The 21,396-nt window shown below is 65.1% G+C and carries 20 protein-coding genes; 2 read left to right on the top strand and 18 right to left on the bottom strand.

The window, feature by feature from the left end; all coding sequences use genetic code 11:
- Positions 1 to 38: 38 nt before the first annotated feature.
- The 15 genes from QRQ56_RS27525 to QRQ56_RS27455 all read right to left on the bottom strand — a co-directional run bounded on the left by QRQ56_RS27525 (position 39) and on the right by QRQ56_RS27455 (position 16,062).
- Positions 39 to 1,250: an FAS1-like dehydratase domain-containing protein gene (locus QRQ56_RS27525; RefSeq protein ID WP_438744320.1), complete on the bottom strand. Its 1,212-nt coding sequence runs from the start codon at positions 1,248 to 1,250 to the stop codon at positions 39 to 41.
- A 34-nt stretch (positions 1,251 to 1,284) separates the two neighbouring features.
- On the bottom strand, positions 1,285 to 2,175 hold the full coding sequence (locus QRQ56_RS27520) for a succinate--CoA ligase subunit alpha (RefSeq protein ID WP_438744319.1): 891 nt from the start codon (positions 2,173 to 2,175) through the stop codon (positions 1,285 to 1,287).
- Positions 2,172 to 3,308 (bottom strand): ATP-grasp domain-containing protein, encoded by a 1,137-nt coding sequence (locus tag QRQ56_RS27515; RefSeq protein ID WP_438744318.1) that lies wholly within the window; start codon positions 3,306 to 3,308, stop codon positions 2,172 to 2,174. The genes QRQ56_RS27520 and QRQ56_RS27515 overlap by 4 nt, the downstream gene beginning before the upstream one ends.
- A gap of 415 nt (positions 3,309 to 3,723) precedes the next feature.
- Positions 3,724 to 5,202 carry an aldehyde dehydrogenase gene (locus QRQ56_RS27510; RefSeq protein ID WP_438744317.1) on the bottom strand — a complete coding sequence of 493 codons (1,479 nt, stop codon included), beginning with the start codon at positions 5,200 to 5,202 and terminating at the stop codon, positions 3,724 to 3,726.
- 84 nt (positions 5,203 to 5,286) lie between these two features.
- Entirely contained in the window at positions 5,287 to 6,090 is an 804-nt protein-coding gene (locus tag QRQ56_RS27505; protein ID WP_438744316.1) for an N-acyl homoserine lactonase family protein, read from the bottom strand.
- 8 nt (positions 6,091 to 6,098) lie between these two features.
- Positions 6,099 to 7,055, bottom strand: coding sequence for a Bug family tripartite tricarboxylate transporter substrate binding protein (locus QRQ56_RS27500; protein WP_438744315.1), 957 nt, complete (start codon positions 7,053 to 7,055; stop codon positions 6,099 to 6,101).
- 59 nt (positions 7,056 to 7,114) lie between these two features.
- Positions 7,115 to 8,002 carry an NAD(P)-dependent oxidoreductase gene (locus QRQ56_RS27495; RefSeq protein ID WP_438744314.1) on the bottom strand — a complete coding sequence of 296 codons (888 nt, stop codon included), beginning with the start codon at positions 8,000 to 8,002 and terminating at the stop codon, positions 7,115 to 7,117.
- A gap of 32 nt (positions 8,003 to 8,034) precedes the next feature.
- Positions 8,035 to 8,742 carry an ABC transporter ATP-binding protein gene (locus tag QRQ56_RS27490; RefSeq protein ID WP_438744313.1) on the bottom strand — a complete coding sequence of 236 codons (708 nt, stop codon included), beginning with the start codon at positions 8,740 to 8,742 and terminating at the stop codon, positions 8,035 to 8,037.
- Positions 8,735 to 9,496: an ABC transporter ATP-binding protein gene (locus tag QRQ56_RS27485; protein ID WP_438744311.1), complete on the bottom strand. Its 762-nt coding sequence runs from the start codon at positions 9,494 to 9,496 to the stop codon at positions 8,735 to 8,737. The genes QRQ56_RS27490 and QRQ56_RS27485 overlap by 8 nt, the downstream gene beginning before the upstream one ends.
- Positions 9,493 to 10,479, bottom strand: a complete 987-nt coding sequence (locus QRQ56_RS27480) for a branched-chain amino acid ABC transporter permease (protein WP_438744309.1) — start codon at positions 10,477 to 10,479, stop codon at positions 9,493 to 9,495. Before QRQ56_RS27480 ends, QRQ56_RS27485 begins: the two co-directional genes overlap by 4 nt.
- Positions 10,476 to 11,345 carry a branched-chain amino acid ABC transporter permease gene (locus QRQ56_RS27475; RefSeq protein ID WP_438744605.1) on the bottom strand — a complete coding sequence of 290 codons (870 nt, stop codon included), beginning with the start codon at positions 11,343 to 11,345 and terminating at the stop codon, positions 10,476 to 10,478. Before QRQ56_RS27475 ends, QRQ56_RS27480 begins: the two co-directional genes overlap by 4 nt.
- Positions 11,346 to 11,411: 66 nt before the next feature.
- The gene (locus QRQ56_RS27470) at positions 11,412 to 12,569 is read right to left on the bottom strand and encodes an ABC transporter substrate-binding protein (RefSeq protein WP_438744307.1); all 1,158 of its coding nucleotides are present in this window, start codon (positions 12,567 to 12,569) and stop codon (positions 11,412 to 11,414) included.
- Positions 12,570 to 12,695: 126 nt separating this feature from the next.
- Positions 12,696 to 13,640: an MmgE/PrpD family protein gene (locus tag QRQ56_RS27465; RefSeq protein ID WP_438744305.1), complete on the bottom strand. Its 945-nt coding sequence runs from the start codon at positions 13,638 to 13,640 to the stop codon at positions 12,696 to 12,698.
- Entirely contained in the window at positions 13,637 to 15,157 is a 1,521-nt protein-coding gene (gene tcuA / locus QRQ56_RS27460; RefSeq protein WP_438744303.1) for an FAD-dependent tricarballylate dehydrogenase TcuA, read from the bottom strand. The genes QRQ56_RS27465 and tcuA overlap by 4 nt, the downstream gene beginning before the upstream one ends.
- 200 nt (positions 15,158 to 15,357) lie before the next feature.
- The gene (locus QRQ56_RS27455; protein WP_438744301.1) at positions 15,358 to 16,062 is read right to left on the bottom strand and encodes a GntR family transcriptional regulator; all 705 of its coding nucleotides are present in this window, start codon (positions 16,060 to 16,062) and stop codon (positions 15,358 to 15,360) included.
- Between the two features lie 246 nt (positions 16,063 to 16,308).
- Between QRQ56_RS27455 and QRQ56_RS27450 the strand changes: the two genes are divergently transcribed.
- Together QRQ56_RS27450 and prpB are read left to right on the top strand one after the other, a co-directional pair.
- Positions 16,309 to 17,487 carry a 2-methylaconitate cis-trans isomerase PrpF family protein gene (locus QRQ56_RS27450; protein WP_438744300.1) on the top strand — a complete coding sequence of 393 codons (1,179 nt, stop codon included), beginning with the start codon at positions 16,309 to 16,311 and terminating at the stop codon, positions 17,485 to 17,487.
- 21 nt (positions 17,488 to 17,508) lie between these two features.
- Positions 17,509 to 18,432, top strand: a complete 924-nt coding sequence (gene prpB, locus QRQ56_RS27445) for a methylisocitrate lyase (protein ID WP_438744299.1) — start codon at positions 17,509 to 17,511, stop codon at positions 18,430 to 18,432.
- Between the two features lie 54 nt (positions 18,433 to 18,486).
- Here the strand turns inward: prpB and QRQ56_RS27440 are convergent, their stop codons facing one another.
- The 3 genes from QRQ56_RS27440 to QRQ56_RS27430 form a co-directional block, all read right to left on the bottom strand.
- On the bottom strand, positions 18,487 to 20,517 hold the full coding sequence (locus tag QRQ56_RS27440; protein ID WP_438744298.1) for a S8 family serine peptidase: 2,031 nt from the start codon (positions 20,515 to 20,517) through the stop codon (positions 18,487 to 18,489).
- 47 nt (positions 20,518 to 20,564) lie between these two features.
- Positions 20,565 to 20,795 (bottom strand): hypothetical protein, encoded by a 231-nt coding sequence (locus tag QRQ56_RS27435; protein ID WP_438744296.1) that lies wholly within the window; start codon positions 20,793 to 20,795, stop codon positions 20,565 to 20,567.
- A 60-nt stretch (positions 20,796 to 20,855) separates the two neighbouring features.
- A partial coding sequence (locus tag QRQ56_RS27430; RefSeq protein ID WP_438744294.1) for a hypothetical protein occupies positions 20,856 to 21,396 on the bottom strand: 541 nt, incomplete at its 5' end.

The following is a 21,396-nucleotide window of genomic DNA, read 5'->3' as shown; positions in this document are numbered from 1 at the left end:
GCACCACGCTTCGGTTCTTGTCTGGGCAGAAAAGGGCTTCAGCGGATGGTCGGCAGTTCCAGCTCGAGCCCCGCGCCGTCGAAGAACACGCGGTTCTTCACGTCGCGCGAGGGCAGCATCACGGTGGCAAGGCCCGGCGTGGTCAGCTCGCCGCGCTGGTTCTCACCCCATATCTCGAGATCGACCAGTGCGAAGCCGTCCTTGACGTACTTTTTGGTGACCTTGCCCTTGCACCAGGTGGAGTCGCCCATGGTGTTGAAGCGACGCATCTCGGTGCGCACGCGCTTGAGGAAAGCCGCGTCGCCCATCCAGTTGCTGACGAGGCTCGCGAGCCAGGACGAGCGCTGCGGGCCGTAATCATAGGTGCCGGGCACGCCGACTTCCTTGGCCACGGATTCGCGGTGATGCCCAATGCCGGTATATTCGATGCCGCCGCCGGCTTCCGGATTGCGGAAGAAATGGCCGGGATGCTTGACGGCGGATTTCAGCACGATGCCGTGGGTGTGGCCGCGGCCGCAGCCGACCAGGAAGCCCATCGTGTCCATCAGCGAGAGCGGGCCGCGCACGATCGGCGGCAGCTCGTCGCCCTCGTTGACGTCCTCGAAGTAGCGCATGTTGGTGCCGCGGATCCGCTCGTCTTCCTTCAGGATCGCCTCGTCGAGCGCGGCGAATTCGTCGGCCGTGTATTCGTAGGGCTTGATGTCCTTGTACTTGCCGGCGTCGCGCGCGGCCTTGCGCTCGTGGCGGGTGCAGGTGCCGAGCGCGCGGGCGACCATTTCGCCGCGCTGGTTGGAATAGGTGGCCTCGACATATTGCAGCACGAGACGGCCGGAGAATTTGCTCTCCTTCACCTCGATGCCGACCACGCGCTCGATCGCGGTGATGCGGTCGCCCGGGCGGATGTGGCGGAACAGCTCCCAGTCATTGCCGGCATAGAAGCCGTGCACGCCGGGAAGACCCCAGCGGGTACGGCCGATCCAGCCGAACGCCATCGGAAACATCGGATGGGCGACGTTGGTGCCATAGCGGCTCTGGCGGCCGTGCTCGGAGTCGCGGTACAGCGGATTGAGATCGCCGATGCCGTTGCAGAAATTGCGGATCGTGTCTTCGGTCGCGTCCTGAAGATACGGTCCCTCCGGGCGAAGCTGAAGGCCGATCATGCCCCGCGCCTGCGCGATCGCTTCGTCGGTGATCTTGCCTTCCGCCGGGGCGTGGCCGACCTCTTTTTCCTTTTCCATCACGTCTGACATTTTCGTCTCCAATCCCTGTACGAGTTGAGTCTTGCTAGGCTGCGGGTTTCATGGCGCGGGCCAGCGCCGAAGCGGCGGCAGAGGCGAGGCCGTCGAGATCGCGCGCGATCACGACACCGGCGCGATCGAGCGCCTCGACCTTCGCCGCCCAGGTCTCGGCGTAGGAGCCGATCATCGCGGCGGCGTGCCCCATCTTCTTGCCGGCGGGCGCGGTGCGGCCGACCAGCAGAGCCGCCGCCGGCTTTGCGTCCGGCCGCTTGGCGTATTCGGCGAGGGCATATTCTTCCGAGCCACCGATCTCGCCGAGATAGATGATGGCGCGCGTCTCGGTATCTTCGTGGAACAGCGCGATGGCTTCCGCCGCGTTGACGCCGCGCACGGGATCGCCGCCGATGCCGATGACGCTGCTCTGGCCGAGACCCGCCGACGACAGGCGGAAGCAAGCCTCATAGGACAGCGAGCCACTGCGCGAGATCACGCCGATCGGCCCGGGCGCGTAGCAGAACGAGGGCATGAAGCCGAGCTTGGCCTTGCCGGGCGAGATCAGTCCGGGCGAGTTCGGCCCGACCAGATGTGCGCCGTGCTCGAGCGCGGCCGCACGCATCTCCATCGCGTCCAGCACCGGCAGGCCGTCGCCGGGATATGCGATCAGCGGACAGCCGGCTTCGATCGTCTCCAGCACCGCATCGAGCGCGACGACGGCCGGCACGTAGACCAGTGCCGCATTGGCGTGGGTTTCCCGCATCGCCGCCGCGACGCTTGCGAACACCGGAACGCCTTCGATGGCCTGGCCACCGCGCCCCGTCGCCACGCCGGCGACGACATCAGTGTGGCTCTGCGCGAGATCCTTGACGGAGAAGGTGCCGAACTTGCCGGTGATGCCGACGATCAGCACGCGGGCATCAGCATCGAGAAGAATGCTCATGACTGCGCTCCCGCCACGCGCTTGACGATATCGGCTACCGCGCTCTCCAGCGTCGCGTGGTTCTGACGGCCGGCCTCGCGGAGGATCGTGGTCGCAAGATCGCTGCGCGTGCCGTTCAGCCGCAGCGTCACCGGCTTCGCCGAGGTTCGCCGCGCCAGCAGCTCGACCAGCGTTTTCGCCACGCGGTCAGTGTGCAGCCCACCGCCGAACATGCTGACCAGGATGCCCTTCACGTTCGGCGCGCGGTCGAGCAGGTCGAACGCAAGCCCAAATCCCGCCGGCGTCGGGTTGCCGCTGACGTCGAGGAAGCAGGCAGGCTGTGCGCCGGCGCCGTCGATCGCGTCCATCGCGGCCATGGTCATGCCGGCACCGCCGGAGATCAGCCCGATCTCGCCGTCGAGCCAGACCAGCATCAGGTTGGCTTCCTCGCAGCGGCGGATGTCGGGCTCCGCCTTGTCGCGGGAGGCTGCGATGGCGGATGCCGTGGCGGCCCTGCGGAAGCCCGCAGCTTCGTCCAGAACGATCTTGGCGTCCGCGGCAATCAGCGCGCCACCCTTGGCAACGACCAGCGGATTGATCTCGACCGTCGTGCATTCGCTGGCCTGCGCGATCTCCAGCAACCGGCGTGCAGTCGAGATGACGCGCTCGCGCACCTTCGGATCGCTTTCGACCGGCTCCAGCAGCGCGCGAAAGGCGTGCGCGCGAAAATTGCGCGCGAGCCCGACCGGGTAGCTCAGCGGCGGCGGTCCATCCTCGATGTTGACGCCGCCGCGCGGCGAATAGAGCACGTTGAAGCCGCCGACCCGGCTGTCGATCGCGACCGCGAGATAGAGCTCGCGGTCGATGTCGAGCCAGCTCTCGACCAGGACGGACGACGGCGCTTCACCCGCAAACCGCATCCCCATGATCGCATCGAAGGCGCTTTCGAGCTCCGAGGCGGAGCTCGCCTTGCGAATGCCGCCGGCCTTTCCCCGTCCGCCGGCAGCGACCTGCGCCTTCACGGCGACAGGCAGCGCGATGCGACAGGCCCGCGCTTCGTCGAGGGAGCGCAATTCCTGACTGGAAGGAGTGGCGATGGCGGCGCTGCGCAGCAGAGCCTTGCCTTGAGCTTCAGTGACCAACATAGAATGCATAATGCATTCTATTTGAAGGCGGTCAACACCCAGACTGCGTAATTTTCACGAGCGCAGGTGGGAAATGAGCCGGAAAGCTTGGCAAGTCAGGCGAAAGGGTGGGAGAAGCGCGATTTTCCTACCTCAGGATAATGCATTTTCTGACGCCTACTGCCGACCTCGTCAGCACCTGGGCGCCTCGATCACATCGCCGCGCCTGAACGGGCCGGCAGTCGGCTATCCAAGAAAAAAGAGCTCCGCGACCCCAGGGGGTCACGGAGCTCAAGTCCAGGGAGGACGCCCTGAGGGCGACGGCGATCTCATCGACCGCCGCAAGCTCCAGAAGACCGATTGCGGCTCCGGAGATGGGAGACGGCACATTCGCGCCGCTCTATTCGAAAGATGAGTTGCGCGCGCCGTTCGGCGGCGGCGCACCTCACATCTTGAGGGCGAACGGATCGCGCTCCTCGTTGGAGAAATCGATCATCACGTTCTTGGTCTGCAGGAACTCGTCCAGCGCCGCGACGCCGCGCTCCTTGCCGAAACCGGATTCCTTGAAACCGCCGAAGGGCGCCATCGCGCTGGAGGCGCGGTAGGTGTTCACCCAGACCGTTCCTGCGTGGACGGCCCGCGACACGCGCAAGGCGCGCGACAGGTTCGTCGTCCAGATCCCGGACGCCAGGCCATATTTGCTGTCGTTGGCGATCTCGATCGCTTCCTCCTCCGTATCGAAGGGAATGATCGAGAGCACGGGTCCGAACACCTCTTCCTGGGCGATCGCCATCTTGTTCTCTACGCCCGTGAAGATGGTCGGCTCGATGAACAGGCCGTTGCCAAGAGCATCGCCTGTCGCAGGCTTGCCGCCGCATGCGAGAACCGCTCCCTCCTTTTGCGCATCGCCGATGCATTTGAGGATGCGCTCGAATTGCGGCTCGTTCGCCACGGTCCCCATCTCCGTCGCCTTGTCCAGGGGATTGCCGAGCCTGATCTTGTGCGCCCGGGCGACCAGACGTTTCACGATCTCGTCGTGAATGGAACGCTGCACGAGAAGCCGCGAGCCGGCGATGCATGTCTGCCCGGTCGCACCGAAAATGCCGGCAAGCGCTCCGACCGTCGCTTTGTCGAGGTCGGCGTCCTCGAAGATGATATTGGGAGACTTGCCGCCGAGCTCCAACGTAACCGGGACGAGCGACCGCCCCGCCTCCGCCGCGATCTGGCGGCCGACGTTGGGGCTTCCCGTGAAACTGACGCGGTCGATCCGGCCACTGGCGAGCAGCGCCTGCCCCGTCCTGTAATCGCCGGTCACGACATTGACGACACCCGCGGGGAAGCCTGCTTGCCGGACCAGTTCGGCGAATTCAAGCGTCGTCACCGACGCATGCTCGGACGGCTTGATGACGACGCAATTGCCCGCCGCCAGAGCCGGCGCGAGCTTGTTGGCGAGCAGGCCCATCGGCGAATTCCAGGCGGTGATGAGAACCGCAACGCCGATCGGCTCGCGGCGCGTGAAGTCGAACACATCGCGCTGGTCGAGCGGAATGGTGTCGCCGAAGATCTTGTCGGCGCAGCCCGCGAAGAACCGGTAGGCGCGCGCGGCGAAATGCATCTGCCCGTGCGTCTCGCGGATGATCTTTCCGTTGTCGGTACTCTCCATGATCGCGATGCGCTCGGCCTGCGCGTCGAGCAGATCGGCGAGCTTGTTCAGCAAGGTCGCGCGGGCAAGCCCCGTGGTCTTGCTCCAGACGGTGTCATAGGCCCGTCGCGCCGCCGCGATCGCGTCCGTGACCTGCGCGGGGCTCGCCTGCGCGACCTGCGCCCATTCCTCGCGGGTATAGGGGTTTACAGCGGCGAACCATTCCTGGTTCGGCGCGCTGACCGTCTCGTTGGCAATGGCAATTCCGTACTTCCTGGGCATGGTCGATTGTCTCCGCAACTGGCGAATTGCCTGTCTGATCCGGACGGCGAATCCTGCGCCTTCAGGTCTGGCTTCGGTTGATGGTTAGGCTGGACTCCCGAGGGGATCGGCGTCCAATCGCGCGATCCCGTCGATCCCTTCGCGGGCGGGAGGAAACAGCGAGAGCACCTGCCGGTCGTGACCGGGAATGATGTGCGAGGGGCTATCCGCCAGCTTCTCGATGACCGCAAAGCCGTTCAGCATCTGCTTCGTGTCGAACAGCACAGGAAACGGCCGGCGCCGCAGGATGTTGGCGTAATAATGCGAGGCGTCCGAGGCCAGCACCACGTAACCGCGGCGTGTCTTCACCCGCACGATTTGAAGTCCCGCCGTATGGCCGCCCAGCCAGTGCAGGGATATTCCGTCGTCGAAAGCGGAGTTGGGATCATGAAGGGTTACGCGCCCTTCGAAGTTCCGCCGGACGATATGGCTGACGTCCTCCGCGTTGTAGGCCTTGTTCTGCTCGGCGTCGCACATGCAGCGACCGGTGCAGAAATGCATCTCGCGCTCCTGCACGTGATAACGCGCACGCGGAAACAGATCGTGGTTGCCGGCATGATCCCAATGCATGTGGGTCAGGATGACGTCCTTGACGCTATCAGGATCGATATCGATCTGCCTCAAGCCAGCGGCGACCGGGCGCGTCACGGCATAGTTGCGCGGCTTGCCCGCCTTCTCGTCAAAGCCGGTATCGACGATCACCGTGCGGTCCCGGCTGACCAACGCCCAGACGAAGAAATCCAGCGGCATCTGGGTATCCGGCACGTCGCTCTTGTCGATGAAGTTCTCCGATGCGCGGCGCTCGTCCTTGCGCGCGTATCGGATCGCGTAGATTTCATACTCGGACATGTCGGTCCCTACTGGCGCTCGATGCCAGCTTCCTTCGTTGTCGTCGCCCACAATTCGATGTCGTCCTTGACGTGCCCAGCGAAATCCGCCGGACCGATCCATTTCGCCTCGAAGCCGATATCGGCGAGACGGCTGCGGATCTCGGGCTCCGCCAACACCTCGCGAACGCCTTCCGACAGTTTCGCGACGATCTCCGGCGGCGTGTCCTTTGGCGCGAACAGGCCGGACCATGCGGAGATGTTGATGAACGCGAGCCCGCCCTCCTTCATGGTCGGAATGTCAGGGAATTGCGCAGCGCGGGCCGGGTTCGTGGTGGCGATCGCGCGCGCCTGGCCCGCCTCCACCTGCGAGACCGCGGGCGCCATGTCCATGAACGTCATCGACACACGCTGCGCGATGATGTCGGTCACGACCTGCGGGCTGTTCCGGTAGGGTACCGCGGCGATATCGATGCCCGCGCGGCGCCGGAAGGCCTCGCCGGACAATTGCCCGAGCGCGTTGGCATAGCCGAATGTCAACGTGCCCGGCTTGCTCTTGGCCAGTGCCACAAGATCGGCGACGCTTTTCACCGGCAGGCCGGGATCGACGATCAGGAAATAGGGAAACAGGCCGAACTGGGAAATCGGAACGAAATCGGCGACCGGATCGTACTGGATCGACTTCAGCATGCTGGGATTGGCGGCATGTGTGGAGGTGCCACCCACCAGCAAGGTGTAGCCGTCCGGCGCCGAACGCGCCGCTGCCGTCGCGCCCAACGCGCCGTTCGCGCCGACGCGATTGTCGATGACGATCGTCGTCTTCAGGAGTTCGGACAGCCGCTGGAACACGATGCGCGCGACGCCATCGGTCCCGCTGCCCGGGGCAAAGGGCGCGATGACGGTAATTCTCTGCGAGGGATAGTTTTCCGCGGCTGCCAGGCTCCAGTTCGACAGAAGCAGCGCGATCGTCAGCAACAGCACCCGCACGACGTCCTCCCGTTGATTGTTCGTCTTGATGGTTCAGCCGGCTTGCCGGCACCGGACCGCTATTTCGAGGAGCGCTCGATGATCTTCACGATGACCGGCCAGTAATTGGCGCCGAAGCCGGCACGAGACGCCTCCGTCAGGAGACTGGCGCCGAGCGCGGCCTCCCTTGCCTCGATGCCGGCGTCCTTCGCCATGTCGAGCGCGTAGGACACGTCCTTGTGCATGTAGTCGGTCGAGAACACCCGCTCGGGAAACTCGCGCGCCGCAACGGCCTTGTAGCCGTGATTGCGCAGCGCAAAGCTGTCGGCGGAGCCCTTGGAGAAGGCATCGAACAAGGTGTCGGTCGAGACACCCGCGGCGTTCGCGATCGCGGCGGCCTCGCACAAGGCGGTCACCGTCCCGACCACGACCATGTTGTTGAGGATCTTCACCACCTGGCCCGATCCGACGTCGCCGCAATGGGTGACCTCGCTGGCAAAGCAACGCAGCAGCGGCTCGATGCGCGCGAACACGCCTGCGCTGGCGCCGACGGAAATGGCGAGCGTTCCGGCTTCGGCCGCCGTGCGCGTCCGGGCGACGGGGGCATCGGCATAGTCGGCGCCTTTCGCCACGAAAACGCTCGCCAGCTCGCGCGTCAGCTTCAGCGGGCTGGTCGAGAGGTCGACGATGGTCTGGCCGGCGTGCGCAAGCTCGAGAAGCCCGCCCGGCATCTCGCAGATTTTCTTGAGATGCTCGCCGCTCGGCATCGAGATGAAGATGACATCGGCCTTCGCGAGCCCCGCGATCGAGCCGACATCGACGGCGCCGGCCTGAACCAGGCGCGCCACCGGCTCGGGGTTGATGTCGTGGATCAGCACGGTCTGCTTCGTCTTCTGCACGAGATGCCGGCACATGGGCTCACCCATGACGCCCAAACCGATGAAGCCGAAGGTCGAAGTGTCAGTCATGTCAAAACTCCGGAATTTCCAGACAGAATCATTCAGATACCAAGATAGGCGCGGCGCACATAGTCGCTGGCCAGGAGATCCTGGCCCTTGCCGCTGAGCGCGACCGCGCCGGTTTCCAGCACAAAGGCCTCGTGGCAAAGGTTCAGCGCAAGCTTCGCATTCTGCTCCACCAGGATGATGGACACACCGATATCACGGTTGATCTCGGCGATGATGCGCGCGATCTCGTCGACGATGATCGGAGCCAGCCCAAGCGAGGGCTCGTCCAGCAGCAGCAGGCGCGGCCTTGCCATGAGCGCGCGGCCGATGGCGACCATTTGCTGCTCGCCGCCCGACAGCGAACCCGCCATCTGGCTCCGCCGCTCCACCAGTCGCGGGAAATATCCGTAGATCTGGTCCAGCGTCTTGTTCTGCTGCGCCTTGTCGCGCTGCGAGTAGCCGCCGACCAGGAGATTGTCGAGCACGCTCATCTGCGGAAACACGCGCCGCCCCTCGGGCGACAGCGCAATGCCGCGCCCCACCCGCTGCGGGGCGGCGAGGCCGTCGATGCGTTCGCCGTCGAAATGGATCTCGCCACCGCTGACCGGCTTCAGCCCGATGATGGCCTTCATCGTGGTCGTCTTGCCCGCGCCATTCGAGCCGATGAGAGACACGATGGCTCCAGCGGCAACCGACAGGCTCAGATTGCGGACCGCCGTGAGGGGGCCGTAGGCGACGCTGATGCCGCGGACGTCAAGCATGGACCGCTTCCTTGCCGAGATAGGCCTCGATCACGACCGGGTTCGATACGACCTCCGCAGGCGTTCCCTGCGCGATCAGCGTACCGTGATCCAGCACCACGACGCGATTGCAGAGGCCCATCACGGTTCGCATGTGGTGCTCGACCATCACCATTGTGACGCCGCGCTCCGCCTTGACCCGCCGCAGCACCGACGCGAGCTCGGCCGCCTCTTCAGGATTGAGTCCGGCCACGGGCTCATCGAGCATCAACAGCCGGGGTTCGCTGGCGAGCGCGATCGCAACGCCAAGGCGTCGCTGCTCGCCATAGGACAGCTCGCGCGCCTTCAGGCCCACGCGGCGCGCCAACCCGAGCAGGTCGAGCACATGCAGTGCTTTCTCTTCCGCCGCCACGCGCCATTTGTTCGAGAGGAACCCGCCCCACAGGCCGGTCAGGCTCGAGCCAAGCGTGCCGCGCGACACGTTCTCGATGACCGTTGCCTCCGGATAGATGGTTGCGGCCTGGAACGTTCGCGAAAGCCCCTGGCGCACCGTCTGGTTGGCAGGCTGCCCGGAGATATCGCGATCCATGAACCGGACCGTTCCCGCCGAAGGCGGGAGGACGCCGGAGATGACGTTGAACAGCGTGGTCTTGCCTGCGCCGTTCGGGCCGATCAGACCGAGAAAGTCGCCTTCGTTGACCTCGAAGCTGACATCCCGGACGGCGACGAGGCCGCCGAAGGATCGCTTCAGGCGCTCGACCTCGAGCATGCTCATGGCATTTCCCCGGCCACGAGCGTTGCGCTGGTCGTCGTGACGCGCTGGCGCGCACGCCACATCTGGACAATGCTGGCGAGGCCGTTCGGCACGAACATCAGGCAGAGCACCAGCACCGTCCCGTAGATGATGTGCTGGAGGCCTTCGGTGGATCGCAGCAGCTCCGGCAGGGGCGTGAGGACGAGAACGCCGACGACCGGCCCGAGCACACCGTCGCGGCCGCCGACAACCAGCATCGTCAGGTAGGAGACGGATTCCCAGAACGTGTAGGAATCAGGAGAAATGAAGCGGAGATAATGCGTCGACAACGCACCGGCGAAGCCGGCGATGCCGGATCCGATCGTGAAGGCGATCACCTGGACGCGGTGCGTGTCGATGCCGGAGGATTCGGTGAGACGCTGGTTCTCGGCGGTGGCCGCCATCATCGTCCCCAGAGGCGAACGGTAGAGCAGCCAGGTCAGGAGCAGCGTCGTCAACGCGCAGCCGAGTGCAAAGGGATAGAATTGCGGCTTGGCGCGCAGCACATAGCCAAAGATCGAAATCGGGGGCACGCCGACGAGCCCGTTCGCGCCGCCGGTGATTGAGCTCATGTCCAGCGCGAGCAGCACCGCGATCTGGCTGAACGCGAAGGCCACCAGCACGAAATACACGCCGCGCAGACGCAGGATGATCCAGCCCAGGGCGGCGGCGATGACGGCCGCGGCCAATCCTGCGATGAACAGCGTCAGCAGAGGCGGCCAGCCCTTCATCGACAACAGCGCCGAGACATATCCGCCGACCAGCGCAAAGCCGCCATGGCCCATGGAGAGCTGACCCGCGCGGGCGATGATGGCAAGGCCGAGCACGAGCATGAGGTTGATGCAGCCGACCGTCGCGAGGTGAACGTAGAACTGGTTCGGCGCGAACCAGGGCAGCAGCGCCGCAAGCGCAACCGCGACGAGGATTCCGGCATAATGCAGGGGCTTGATGGCTGGAGACTTCACGCCTCACGCTCCTTTCGGCCGAGCAGACCTTGCGGGCGCAGCAACACGACGGCGATCACGACCAGGAACTGAAGGATCTCGGACAGCGAGGCGCTGACGAAGGTGCCGGCAAAACTCTCGATCAGGCCGATCAGCAATCCGCCGACGACCGCGCCGGGAACGCTGCCAAGCCCGCCAATGACGACGATCACGAAGGCCTTCAATGTCGGCGCCAGCCCGATGAAGGGCGAGACCGACAGCACCGGCGCCATCAGGACGCCGGCGAAAGCCGCGAGGCTGACGCCGAGCACGAACGCCGCGGGAAAGATGACGTCGACGCGAATGCCTTGCACCTGGGCAATTTCGGAGTCCTGCGCCACGGCCCGCATGGCGCGGCCGATCCTTGTGTACCCGATCAACAGGTTGAGCGACACGACGGCGACGATCGCCCCGATGATGACCACCAGCCGCGACCAGGGGAATACGATCCCGCCGACGGACAGAACGCCGGAGACGACGGGCGGCACGGTGCGTGCCGAGGATCCCCACATCAGCAGCGCGCTGTTCTGGATGATGAGAGCGACACCGACGGAGGCGATCATGCCGTTGAGCTCGTTGCCGCGAAACCGGCGGAAGACGACCCACTCCATCACCAGCCCGAGCAGGGCCGTCGCGCCGACCGCGAGCAGAACGCTGACGGCGAACGGCATCTCGTTGCTGCCGTAGAGGATGGCGAACAGGAATGCGCCGACCATGTAGAACTCACCATGCGCAAAATTGACGATGCGCATGATGCCGAACACCATGGTGAAACCGATGGCCATCAGCACATAGATCATGCCGACCATGAGGCCATTCACGATCGTCTGGGCCAGAATGATGTCCATGCTCACGGGACGACTCCAATCGCATCGGCGAGGCGCGCCTGGCGCCTCGCCCGTTTCAGCGGATGCTTACTTGCAGGCGTTGACATCGCAGGTGGCGACCTTCGTCACCACGCCGTCCTTGATCTGCCCGACATAGAACGGCAGATCGATCTGGTGCTTGATCCCGTATTTCTGCTCGCCGGTCCAACCCGCCTTGCCCATCGCGGTTGGGACGTCCGACAGCCCATCGAGGGTCTTGGCGATCTTGGTGGTGTCGTCGACGGTCCCGGCCTTCTTCATGGCCGTGAACAGCATCTGCAGGCCGGCATAGAAGAACGGGCTGAAGCCATTCATGTTCTGCCCGTACTTGGCCTTGAAGCGGGTTACGTAGGCCGCGGTATCCGGCAGGCCGGTGTCGATCGGCAGATGGACATAAGTGCCTTCCGCCGCGTCCTTGCCGGCCACCTTCAGCATCTCCGCCGAGACGTCGCCGCCGGTGACGAAGACCGGGCCGCGGTAACCGAGCTCGCGGGCCTGCTTGAGGATGAGCCCGGCCGTGGTCGGAGAATTGCCGCCGAGCTCGAGGCCGTCCGCCTTCATCAGGATGCGCGTGAGAACGGGCACGAAATCGACGCGCTCACGCTCGAAATACTCGACCTGCAGCTTGGTGCCGGCCTTGGCGTAGGAGTTGAAATTCGCCACGCCGATCTGCTGCCCGGTCTCGTCGTTCGGAAGCAGCGACACGACCTGCTTGGCCGACGTGCTCTTCATCAGCCACGCCACCTGCGGATCGGAGAACTCGCCGGTGGTGATGACAGGACGATAGGCGAACGGCGCGTCGGCACCAAGAGCCCGCGGCGTGAAAGCCAGCGTCATGGTGATGACTTTTCCGGACGTGGTCTGGTCCTTTGTCGCCACCGCCGCCGCAGAGCCCATCGGGCCGACCACGAAGCGGATTCCGTCCTGGATCATGAGGCGGTCCATGGCCGTAACCGCGTCCGCGGCGCGGTAGCGATCGTCATATTGCTTGAACAGGATCTTGTAGCGCTTGCCGCCGACCTCGAGGCCGCCGTCCTTGTTTGCGTCTTCGGCAGCGAAATCGGTGGCGGCGAGCATGCCTTCCGCGAACGCGGCGCCCGCACCGGAAAAACTGGCGTGCACGCCGATCGTGACACTGTCTTCGGCGTGGGCGGCGGAACAGACGACCGACGCGGCCAGCACGGCAATCAACTCAAAACGCTTCATTCCAATCTCTCCCCAGATGTTGCTCTTGTCTGCCTTGCTCGTTTGTTTTCAGGCTCGGCTTTTTCTTGTCAGGCAATGCCAGTCGTTTGCGATGGCGGCTTCACGCCATCGTCCTCGTTTGCGGGGTCAAGGGACCCAATTGGTCTCCTCCGGCTCATGCGTTCCGCGGGGCGCGAACACGACCTTCTTCGGCGCCGCTCGGTGCCCGCGTCCCTGCAACAGGCGCGAGACCGTCGCGAGATCCTTCACCTTCTCGATGGTCTCGAGCCGCTCGAACAGCGGAGCGACGTCATCGCGCGGCAGGATGGCGCCGACGTGCTGATCGAACTGATCCCAGAGATCGGCCCCCGGCGACGATTTGAGCGCCAGAAGATCGTGCGCTTCCGCTCCCGGAAGGGCCTCGCCGGCGGCGCGCTGGTCGCCTTCGATCATCTGTTTGCAGGATGCCTCGTCCATTGCTTCGGCCAGCAGTGCCGCGAGCAATGCGTTTCTCAGGCCTTGACCGACCAGGAGAGCCTCAGCGCCGCCCTGTCCGTCCGCGAGGGTGCCGGCCTTTGCCACGCCCGCCATCAGCAGCGCGGCGGCGATCTTCGCAGCACTCAGCCCGAGCAACCGCGCCGCGGCAGCGATGCTGCCCAGCAAGGCGGCTTCGAGCCGGCCAGCCGATGGCAGAGACCGCGAGATCTCGGCGCCGGCGATCAACGCGTCAACGAACTCTTGCCCCGTCTTTCCGCGCTCCTCGCACAGGCCGAACAGCGAAACGACAAAGGCCGCATGCGCAGCATCGGCAGACGCGTCGGATCCGGCAACGGCCGCCGTGGCGTTGACCAAGGCGGCATCGATCGCGCTCGTGCGCCGCTCGGTACCGAACACCAGCGCGGAGCCGCCGGCCGCGGCGACACCTGACGTCGCCAGCAATGCCGTGGTGATTGCGCTCGGCGCGCCGGACAGCGTCCGGCCAAACGCCGTGATGATGGCTGCCCGCGCACGCGCAACAGCCTTCGCGTCTCGCGGCGGATCACAGGCACGGATCCGCGCCGCCAATCCCATCGTCGTGGCGCTGGCGCTCATCGCGATGCCACCGCTTTGGCCGGCGCCACACTCTGCAGGCCCGCGGCATTACGCCCCGCGATCCGGCCGAAGGTCGCACCCGAGACGAGGCCGGTGCCGGCGGGATAGTTGTCGTAGAACAGGCCGCCGACCAGCTCGCCGCAGCAATACAGACCCTTGATCGGGCGCCAGTCGGTGCCGATCACCTCGGCATTCTCGTTGATCTTGAGGCCGCCGAACGTGAAGGTGATGCCGCCGGTCGCGCTGTAGGCATAGTAAGGTGGCTTGTCGAGACGAAGCGCCCAGTTGGTCTTTTCGAGATCGAGCCCCTTGGTCGAGAGGCCGTCCTTCCTGGTGGGATCGAAGCCCTCGTCCGCCGAGCGCGCGTGGTCGTTGTAGTTGAGGACCGTCTTGAGCGCCTGCGTCTTGTCGTCGATATCGAGCTGCGCGATCAGCTCCTCGAGCGAATTGGCCTTGATCGGGTCGCTGGTCGCATAACGCGGCTCGAGCAGGTGAACGACCTTGCTGTCGAACAGCTGGTAGGCCTTGGCGCCCGGCTCTGCCAAGATCGCGCGGCCGAACTTGGCGTAGGTGAAGAGCGCGCCGTCTTCGCCCTCGTCGACGAAGCGTTTGCCCTTGCGGTTGATCATCACCGAATAGACGTAGGACAGGCGGTTGCTGCGGTCGGTCATCTCGCGCGGCGCGAAGTCGCCCCAGTCCGCGCTGATCGGGGTGGCGTGGCAGCCGCTCCATTGTCCCCACGGCATCGCACCGATGGCGAGCGCCATCCGCAGCCCGTCGCCCTGATTGTGCGGCGTGCCGCGGACCTTCGCGGCGCCGACCAGCGGGCCGATATGCTGCGTGCGCATCTGCACGTTGGCCTCGAAGCCGCCGCAGCCGAGCACGACGGCCTTCGCGCCGAGCGAGCGAACGCCCTCCTCGTCCTTGGTCTTGACGCCGACGACGCTTCCATTGTCGTCGACGAGCAGCTCCGAGACGGCGTTGCCGTATCGCACTTCGATGCCCATGCGCTCGCAGGTCGAGAACCAGCTGCGCGAAAGGCCGACGCCCTCATGTGCGGCGCGCACCACGAGGCCGCGCGCCCAGACCATGACATTGTCCTTCTTGACGGCGGACAGGCTGATCGCCGGCTCCATCTTGATGGCGCCGGTGTCCTTCATCCAGCGAACGGTCGCTTGCGAGTTCGACACCAGAAGGCGCGACAGGATCGGATCCGTACGCCCGTTGGTGACGCGCATGAGGTCGCCGTGAAAGTCTTCCTGCGTGTAGGGCGAGATGCCGTCGTAGAAATTCTCGAACTCGTCCTCGATCCCGGGCAGCAGGGCACCGATCTCGCGCGGCTCGTCATAGGCGAAGCGCAGCACACCGCCGCTCCAATGGGTGTTTCCACCACGCATTTCGCGGGGAGCCTTTTCGAGAACGACGACACGATCTGCGCCGTTTTCCTTCGCCGAGACCGCCGCAGCCAAAGCAGCGTTTCCAGCGCCAACGACGATCACATCGAACTCTTCGTGCATTTCCGTTCCTTCCCGCCTGCGTCTTCTCAGCTTCTGTATTCTTGTGAATACCTCTGTATACATCGGAATGCAAGATAATTCAGACGTGCGCGATCCGCAGAGAAAAACGCTCTGAAAACAGTCGATTACAGAAACGGGAGAGGTCAGATGGCGGATCGAGACGGCGCTGAACGCAACATGGTCAGCAGCGCACGAGGAGTTCAGGCGCCGTCGTGCTCGCGGCGCGCTTCCAACTCGCGTTCCTTCGCCAGAATTGCACGACGGGTCTCGAGCGCATTGAGAACATGCGTGCGCGCCAAATGGTTGGCCTTCTCGCCGTCTCTTTGCGAAATCGCCTGCACGATGGCGGCGTGCTCGGCCTGGGCGACAGCGAAGCGGCCCTTGTCAGCCAAGGTCGTCGGCCCGAGGAGAGCAATCGCATCCTGAAGGGCCGACAAGCTCTTTTCGAGATAGCGGTTGTGCGCGGCGACCTGGATGGCGTCGTGGAGTTCCCTGTTGTGCCGATAGAGCTTCGGCGGATCGCGATCGAGCTTTTCACCTTCGGCAATGAGCCGGGCGAGTGCGGCGAGGTCTTTTGGACTTGCATGCTTTGCGGCCATCGCCGCCGCCGTGCCTTCGAGCGCCGCGCGCATCTCATAGAGCTCTTCGACCGCATCCAGGTCGAGAACGGACACGACCAGCCCGGTTCGCGGGCGGAGATCGAGCAGGCCCTCGAGCTCGAGACGCGTCAGCGCCTGCCGCGTCGGCGTCCGGCTGATGCCGAGGTGCTCCGCCAGCTCGACTTCGCGCATGCGCCGCCCGGGGGCAAAGCGCCCTTCGACGATCTCACGCCGCAGCGCTGCGTAAGCGTAATCGGCAGCAGATGCGAACTTCGTGCGGTCCGGCAACACCATGGCGTCGTTCATGAAGTCTTCCCGATCTCATTCGGCAGCAGCGATCTCATGCGAGCGTGAGGCGCCAGGCCGTCCATCATTGCCCGCGCCCGATCTTCCGACGCACGGACCCCATGATCGACGCAAGATATTCGGCGTCGCGACGCCTGTCTGGAACGAGGCCATCAGCGTCCACCGAATAGAATAAGGGTAGCAGGCCGAACCACGAATGTATACACTGGTATCCAAAGTATACATTAGTATGCAATGGATCACTCTATGCCCCAGAACAAGCTCAAGGCGACTTTCATGCGCGGCGGCACCTCGAAGGCCATCGTGTTCAACAGAAAGGATCTGCCGGCGGATCCCGCGCTCTGGGATCCGATCTTTCTGGCCGTGATGGGCTCGCCCGACCCCAACGGGCGCCAGTTGGACGGCATGGGCGGCGGGCTGTCGTCGCTGTCGAAGGTCTGCGTGGTCGGCGCGCCGACGCGTCCCGATGCCGACATCGATTATACGTTCGCGCAGGTCGAGGTGAAGAATGCCGCGGTCGATTACAGCGCAAATTGCGGCAACATGTCTTCGGCGATGGGCCCGTTCGCCGTCAGCGAAGGCCTGGTGAGCGCACCCGCGAACGGCGAAGCGGTCGTGCGCGTTCACAACACCAACACCGGCAAGATCATCGTCGCGCGCTTCCCCATGAGCGATGGCGAGGTCGAGATTGACGGCGACATGACGATCGACGGCGTCGGCGGACAGGGCGCGCCGGTCCGGCTCGAATTCGTCGATCCCGGCGGCACGAGGACCGGGCGCCTGCTTCCCACGGGGCGCGCCTGCGATCAATTCGAGATCGCGGGCCTCGGCACGATCGAGGCCTCGCTTGTCGATGCCGCCAACCCCTGCGTCTTCGTCGCGGCCGATTCGGTCGGCAAGGCCGGCGACGAAATGCCTAATGCGCTCGAGAGCGATCCGGTGTTCCTCGCGCGGATGGAAGCGATCCGCTGCGCGGCCTCGGTGGCGATGGGCATTGCGCCCGACGTCGCGGCCGCCGCAAAGATCCCGAGCGTGCCCAAGGTCGCGATGATCGTGTCGCCGAGGCAGATGACGACCCTCTCGGGACGGCGTCTGGAGCCTGCGGAGATGTCGCTGGGCATCCGCATGATCTCGATCGGCCAGCCGCATCGCGCGGTCCCGATCACCGGCGCCACCTGCCTTGCGATCGCGGTCCGCATCGAGGGCACGTTGGCGAACCGGATCGCCCGCGCCGGCGATGGCCCGATCACTATCGCCCATCCATCCGGCACGACCGTGGTCGATGCCGCGGTCGAGCATGCCGACAACCCCACGAAGGCCCGCGCCATTCACGGCGCGGTCTATCGCACCGCGCGGCGGCTGTTCGAGGGCAACGTGTTCTATCGAACCGCCAAGACGGCCGCGCAGGCGCGGCGCAGCGCATAATTTGATCTGGAGCTCTGAACGATGACTTATCTCGTTGCCGCCGAACTTCCCCGCGAATCCGCCGGCCAGCGTTTTCGCGCGCTGTTGAAGCGGCCCGGCATTCTGCAACTGCCGGGCGCTCATAACGGCATGGCGGCGCTGCAAGCCAAGGCGGCTGGCTTCGAGGCGCTTTATCTGTCGGGCGCGGCGATGACCGCATCGATGGGCCTGCCTGATTTGGGCATCATCACCGTCGACGAGGTCGCCTTCTTCGTTCGCCAGATCACCCGCGCGTCGGGACTTCCGCTGCTCGTCGACGCCGACACCGGCTATGGCGAGGCGCTGAACGTGATGCATGCGACGCGCGTATTCGAGGATGCCGGCGCGGGCGCGCTTCATCTCGAGGACCAGATCCTGCCGAAGAAATGCGGCCATCTCAACGACAAGAAAATTGCGGACGCGCACGACATGGCGGCGAAGGTCTCGGCCGCGGCAAAAGCCCGGCGCGATCTCGTGATCATTGCCAGGACCGACGCTGCCGCGAGCGAAGGCCTCGACGGCGCGGTCGCCCGCGCAAGGCTCTACATTGACGCAGGCGCCGACGCGATCTTCCCGGAAGCCCTCAACACCGCCGAGATGTTTCGCGCATTTGCCGAACGCATGCCGGGCGTGCCCCTGCTCGCCAACATGACGGAGTTCGGCAAGACGCCGTTCTTCACCGCCGCGGAGTTCGAAGCGATGGGCTATGCGATGGTGATCTGGCCGGTCTCCTCGCTGCGCGTCGCCAACAAGGCCCAGGCCGAGCTTTACGCCGCGATTGCGCGCGACGGCGGCACGCACAAGGTCGTCGAGCGGATGCAGACGCGGGCGGAGCTCTACGACGCAATCGGCCTGCACGATTACGAAGCCCTGGATTCCTCGATCGTCCAGACGATCGTTCCCGCCGGCATGCCTCAGCGCGTATAAGCACTCGGGGCGCAGCTGTTGCTGCGCCCCTTTTCCAGATCGAGAGCACGCGCGTTACAGCAATCCGACCTTGTGCATGATCTCCCGGATCTGAGCCGGATCAGGATCCATCATCATGGGAGCGACCGTCGCGCCCGCGGTCTGTGCGGGACCGCGCGCCACGTAGCTCGATCCGTTCTGCGTGGGATCAACGGACTGCAGCGTCATCGCGCCCGCCGTTTGCGCCGGACCGCGCGCGACGTGACTCGCACTGCCCTGCACGGGGTCGGCGGACTGCGGCGTCGGCGAGCCCGCCGGAACCATGCTCGGCGCTTCGACCGGCTGCAATCCGAGCAGACGTCGCAGCGTGGCCAGCGAAGGATCGGTTGCGGTGGCAGCAGCGGTGGCCACCGGGGCGACGCCGGTTTCCAGGCCGAGGGCCCGCATCGCGTTCGGCAATCCAGCGCCGGTACGATTCGGATCGCCGAATTGCAGCGGCGTCGACGTGTCCTTCAGAATCTGGAACAGCCGCTCGACACGGCGTGCATCGCGATTCTGGAAGTTGCCTTTGGTGAAGTCGGGATGGTGCGCCAGCACGAGCGCGGCCAGGCCCGTGACATGTGGCGTCGCCATCGAGGTACCGTCCCATGCACCGAAGCCGTCGGCGGGAAGCGACGAGACGATCGCGACACCGGGCGCGCAGACGTCGACCTCCGGCCCGAAGCAGGAGAACTTGGCCGGAAAATATCCATCGCGGCTCTGGAAGCCGTCGAGGACTTGCTGCGAATGATAACTGTCATCGGGGAACTCGCCCCACTTGCCGAGCGCTGCGACGGCGAGGCAATGCGGCGTCGAGGCCGGAAACTGCACCGGCCCCGAGGAATTGCCGGCCGCGATGATGCAGGCCATGCCCATTTGCTTGGCCCTGACGATGCGGTCCTCGATGATCCGCGAAGGCTCGCCGCCGCCCAGGCTCATATTGGCGACATCGATGCCATGCTCCATGCAGTAATCGAGCGCGGAGACGAGATCGCTGAACCGGCCGCCGGGGAAGATGCGGCAGATGTGGATTTCCGCCGCAGGAGCGAAGCCGCGGATTCCTCCGCCGGGGCCGACGGGACCGCCGGCGATGATGCCAGCGCAATGCGAGCCATGGCCGATCGTGTCAACGGTCCACGCCGATTTGTCGGTGCCGACGATGCTGGTGCCTTCAGTGATGCCGTGCAGGTTGCGATGGGTCGGCGCCAGGCCGGAATCGATGATCGCGATCTTGATGCCGGCGCCGTCGAAGGACGGCGGCAGACGGTCGAGGCTCATCGCACGCTCACCCCAGCCCATCAATTGCTGGCCGGGGAAGTTCCGCAAGACCGCGCCGAGCGCTCTCACGACGATGCGGTTGACGCTGTTGGGAACGAGCTGCGGACGATCGAGCCAGAAAGTCCAGTAGTCGATCTTCGGCTTGACGAGGATCGAGCGGATGGTCTCCGGAGACTCGCCCTGGAGTGTCACCGTGGCACGGCCGGTGGCGTCGGTGATGCCCTGTGCCGGCCACATGCTGCCGAACACATAGACCTCGGCTTCGGACAGCGGGCCGTCCTGGCCCAGCACTTCGATCGTCGTGGTGAAGCCGTCAGCCAGCGGCGTCAGCACGCCCGGATTGGGCAGCTGCGGCGTGGTCGGGTCGAGCATGTAGCTCAGCCGCTCGTCACGCTCCACCGCGCAACGCTCGCCTGCCTGGGTCTGCAGCAACTTGGCCTTGTCGGGAGTCATCTTGGCGAGGACCAGCGGACTGAGCGGCACTTGTCCGATATCTGCGCTCTGAAATCCGAACAGGCGCGGCGGAGACACCGTCTTCACCACTTCGATGTCGGGACTGTTGTTGAGCTGCTGGGTCAGAAAATCGACGCTGAAGGTCGCAAGCCCGGGCTGCTGCTGCGGCGCGATCATGAATTGCGACGGGCGCGCCGCGATCGTTGCGGGCCCCTGCCCTCGGGACGGTGACGGGCTAGCGCCCTGATCCGGAAGCGCCCCGTTGCCGTTCGTCGCCACTTCGGCCGCGCCGTGCTCGCCATGCGCGGAAGTTCCTGATTTGCCCTTCGTGGCCATCTGCGGCCTCCTTGATGTTTTGCGTGTCCAATGTTTGCCCACCGAAATCAGTCGGCATCGAATGGCTTCAGCGCTGAATCCGGTTCGACCACGAGCGTGGCAAACGTCGATTTCAGGCGATCGGCCTGTGTCTTCGTCATCGAAAGGATGACGACGTCGGGTGCGACTTGCGCGACTCGCTTCACGCCGGGTTCACGCTGCAAGTGGTCGTTGAGCTGACCGGATTTCACCGGGTCTCCCTGCACGATGAATTGCTGCGACGCGTTTGAATCCGCCATCTGGTTTCCAATCACATCTGGGCGCGGAGGGCGGACTCGCCCGCCCTCCGCGCGTTGGGTTTAGTGCATTGTGCCACCGGGCTGGCCGGCGTTGAAGACGCCGAGCTGGCGACCGATATCGAGGCCGGTCTGGGCGCCCTGACCGATCTTCTTCAGCACGCTCCAGAAGCTCTGCAGCTCCATGTCGGAGACTTGCGGCGCGGCAGGCTGACCGCCGGGGCCGGCGCTGAATACGCCGAGCTGATGACCGATGTTCACACCGGTCTGCACGCCCTGGCCGATCTTCTTCAGCACGCTCCAGAAGCTCTGCAGCTCCATGTCGGAGACTTGCGGCGCGGCAGGCTGACCGCCGGGGCCGGCGCTGAACACGCCGAGCTGGTGGCCGATGTTCACACCGGTCTGCACGCCCTGGCCGATCTTCTTCAGCACGCTCCAGAAGCTCTGCAGCTCCATGTCGGTCGGCGGGGCCGCCGCCGCCGGCTGCAGGCCGGGCTGGCCGGCGCTGAACACGCCGAGCTGGTGGCCGATGTTCACGCCGGTCTGCACGCCCTGGCCGATCTTCTTCAGCACGCTCCAGAAGCTCTGCAGCTCCATGTCGGAG

Source organism: Bradyrhizobium sp. U531 (genome assembly GCF_051710265.1).
Lineage (GTDB): Bacteria > Pseudomonadota > Alphaproteobacteria > Rhizobiales > Xanthobacteraceae > Bradyrhizobium.
Note: the sequence above shows the minus strand (reverse complement) of the source record. Positions and strands in the feature narration are given on the sequence as shown.

What these genes read in the sequence shown, in the direction of transcription:
- QRQ56_RS27505 (WP_438744316.1), bottom strand. Translation starts at nt 6,090, where the DNA reads ATGTCCGAGTATGAAATCTACGCGATCCGATACGCGCGCAAGGACGAG.
- QRQ56_RS27455 (WP_438744301.1), bottom strand. Translation starts at nt 16,062, where the DNA reads ATGAACGACGCCATGGTGTTGCCGGACCGCACGAAGTTCGCATCTGCT.
- QRQ56_RS27470 (WP_438744307.1), bottom strand. Translation starts at nt 12,569, where the DNA reads ATGAAGCGTTTTGAGTTGATTGCCGTGCTGGCCGCGTCGGTCGTCTGT.
- QRQ56_RS27520 (WP_438744319.1), bottom strand. Translation starts at nt 2,175, where the DNA reads ATGAGCATTCTTCTCGATGCTGATGCCCGCGTGCTGATCGTCGGCATC.
- tcuA (WP_438744303.1), bottom strand. Translation starts at nt 15,157, where the DNA reads ATGCACGAAGAGTTCGATGTGATCGTCGTTGGCGCTGGAAACGCTGCT.
- QRQ56_RS27450 (WP_438744300.1), top strand. Translation starts at nt 16,309, where the DNA reads ATGCCCCAGAACAAGCTCAAGGCGACTTTCATGCGCGGCGGCACCTCG.
- QRQ56_RS27465 (WP_438744305.1), bottom strand. Translation starts at nt 13,640, where the DNA reads ATGAGCGCCAGCGCCACGACGATGGGATTGGCGGCGCGGATCCGTGCC.
- QRQ56_RS27510 (WP_438744317.1), bottom strand. Translation starts at nt 5,202, where the DNA reads ATGCCCAGGAAGTACGGAATTGCCATTGCCAACGAGACGGTCAGCGCG.
- prpB (WP_438744299.1), top strand. Translation starts at nt 17,509, where the DNA reads ATGACTTATCTCGTTGCCGCCGAACTTCCCCGCGAATCCGCCGGCCAG.
- QRQ56_RS27475 (WP_438744605.1), bottom strand. Translation starts at nt 11,345, where the DNA reads ATGGACATCATTCTGGCCCAGACGATCGTGAATGGCCTCATGGTCGGC.
- QRQ56_RS27515 (WP_438744318.1), bottom strand. Translation starts at nt 3,308, where the DNA reads ATGCATTCTATGTTGGTCACTGAAGCTCAAGGCAAGGCTCTGCTGCGC.
- QRQ56_RS27495 (WP_438744314.1), bottom strand. Translation starts at nt 8,002, where the DNA reads ATGACTGACACTTCGACCTTCGGCTTCATCGGTTTGGGCGTCATGGGT.
- QRQ56_RS27490 (WP_438744313.1), bottom strand. Translation starts at nt 8,742, where the DNA reads ATGCTTGACGTCCGCGGCATCAGCGTCGCCTACGGCCCCCTCACGGCG.
- QRQ56_RS27435 (WP_438744296.1), bottom strand. Translation starts at nt 20,795, where the DNA reads ATGGCGGATTCAAACGCGTCGCAGCAATTCATCGTGCAGGGAGACCCG.
- QRQ56_RS27440 (WP_438744298.1), bottom strand. Translation starts at nt 20,517, where the DNA reads ATGGCCACGAAGGGCAAATCAGGAACTTCCGCGCATGGCGAGCACGGC.
- QRQ56_RS27525 (WP_438744320.1), bottom strand. Translation starts at nt 1,250, where the DNA reads ATGTCAGACGTGATGGAAAAGGAAAAAGAGGTCGGCCACGCCCCGGCG.
- QRQ56_RS27485 (WP_438744311.1), bottom strand. Translation starts at nt 9,496, where the DNA reads ATGAGCATGCTCGAGGTCGAGCGCCTGAAGCGATCCTTCGGCGGCCTC.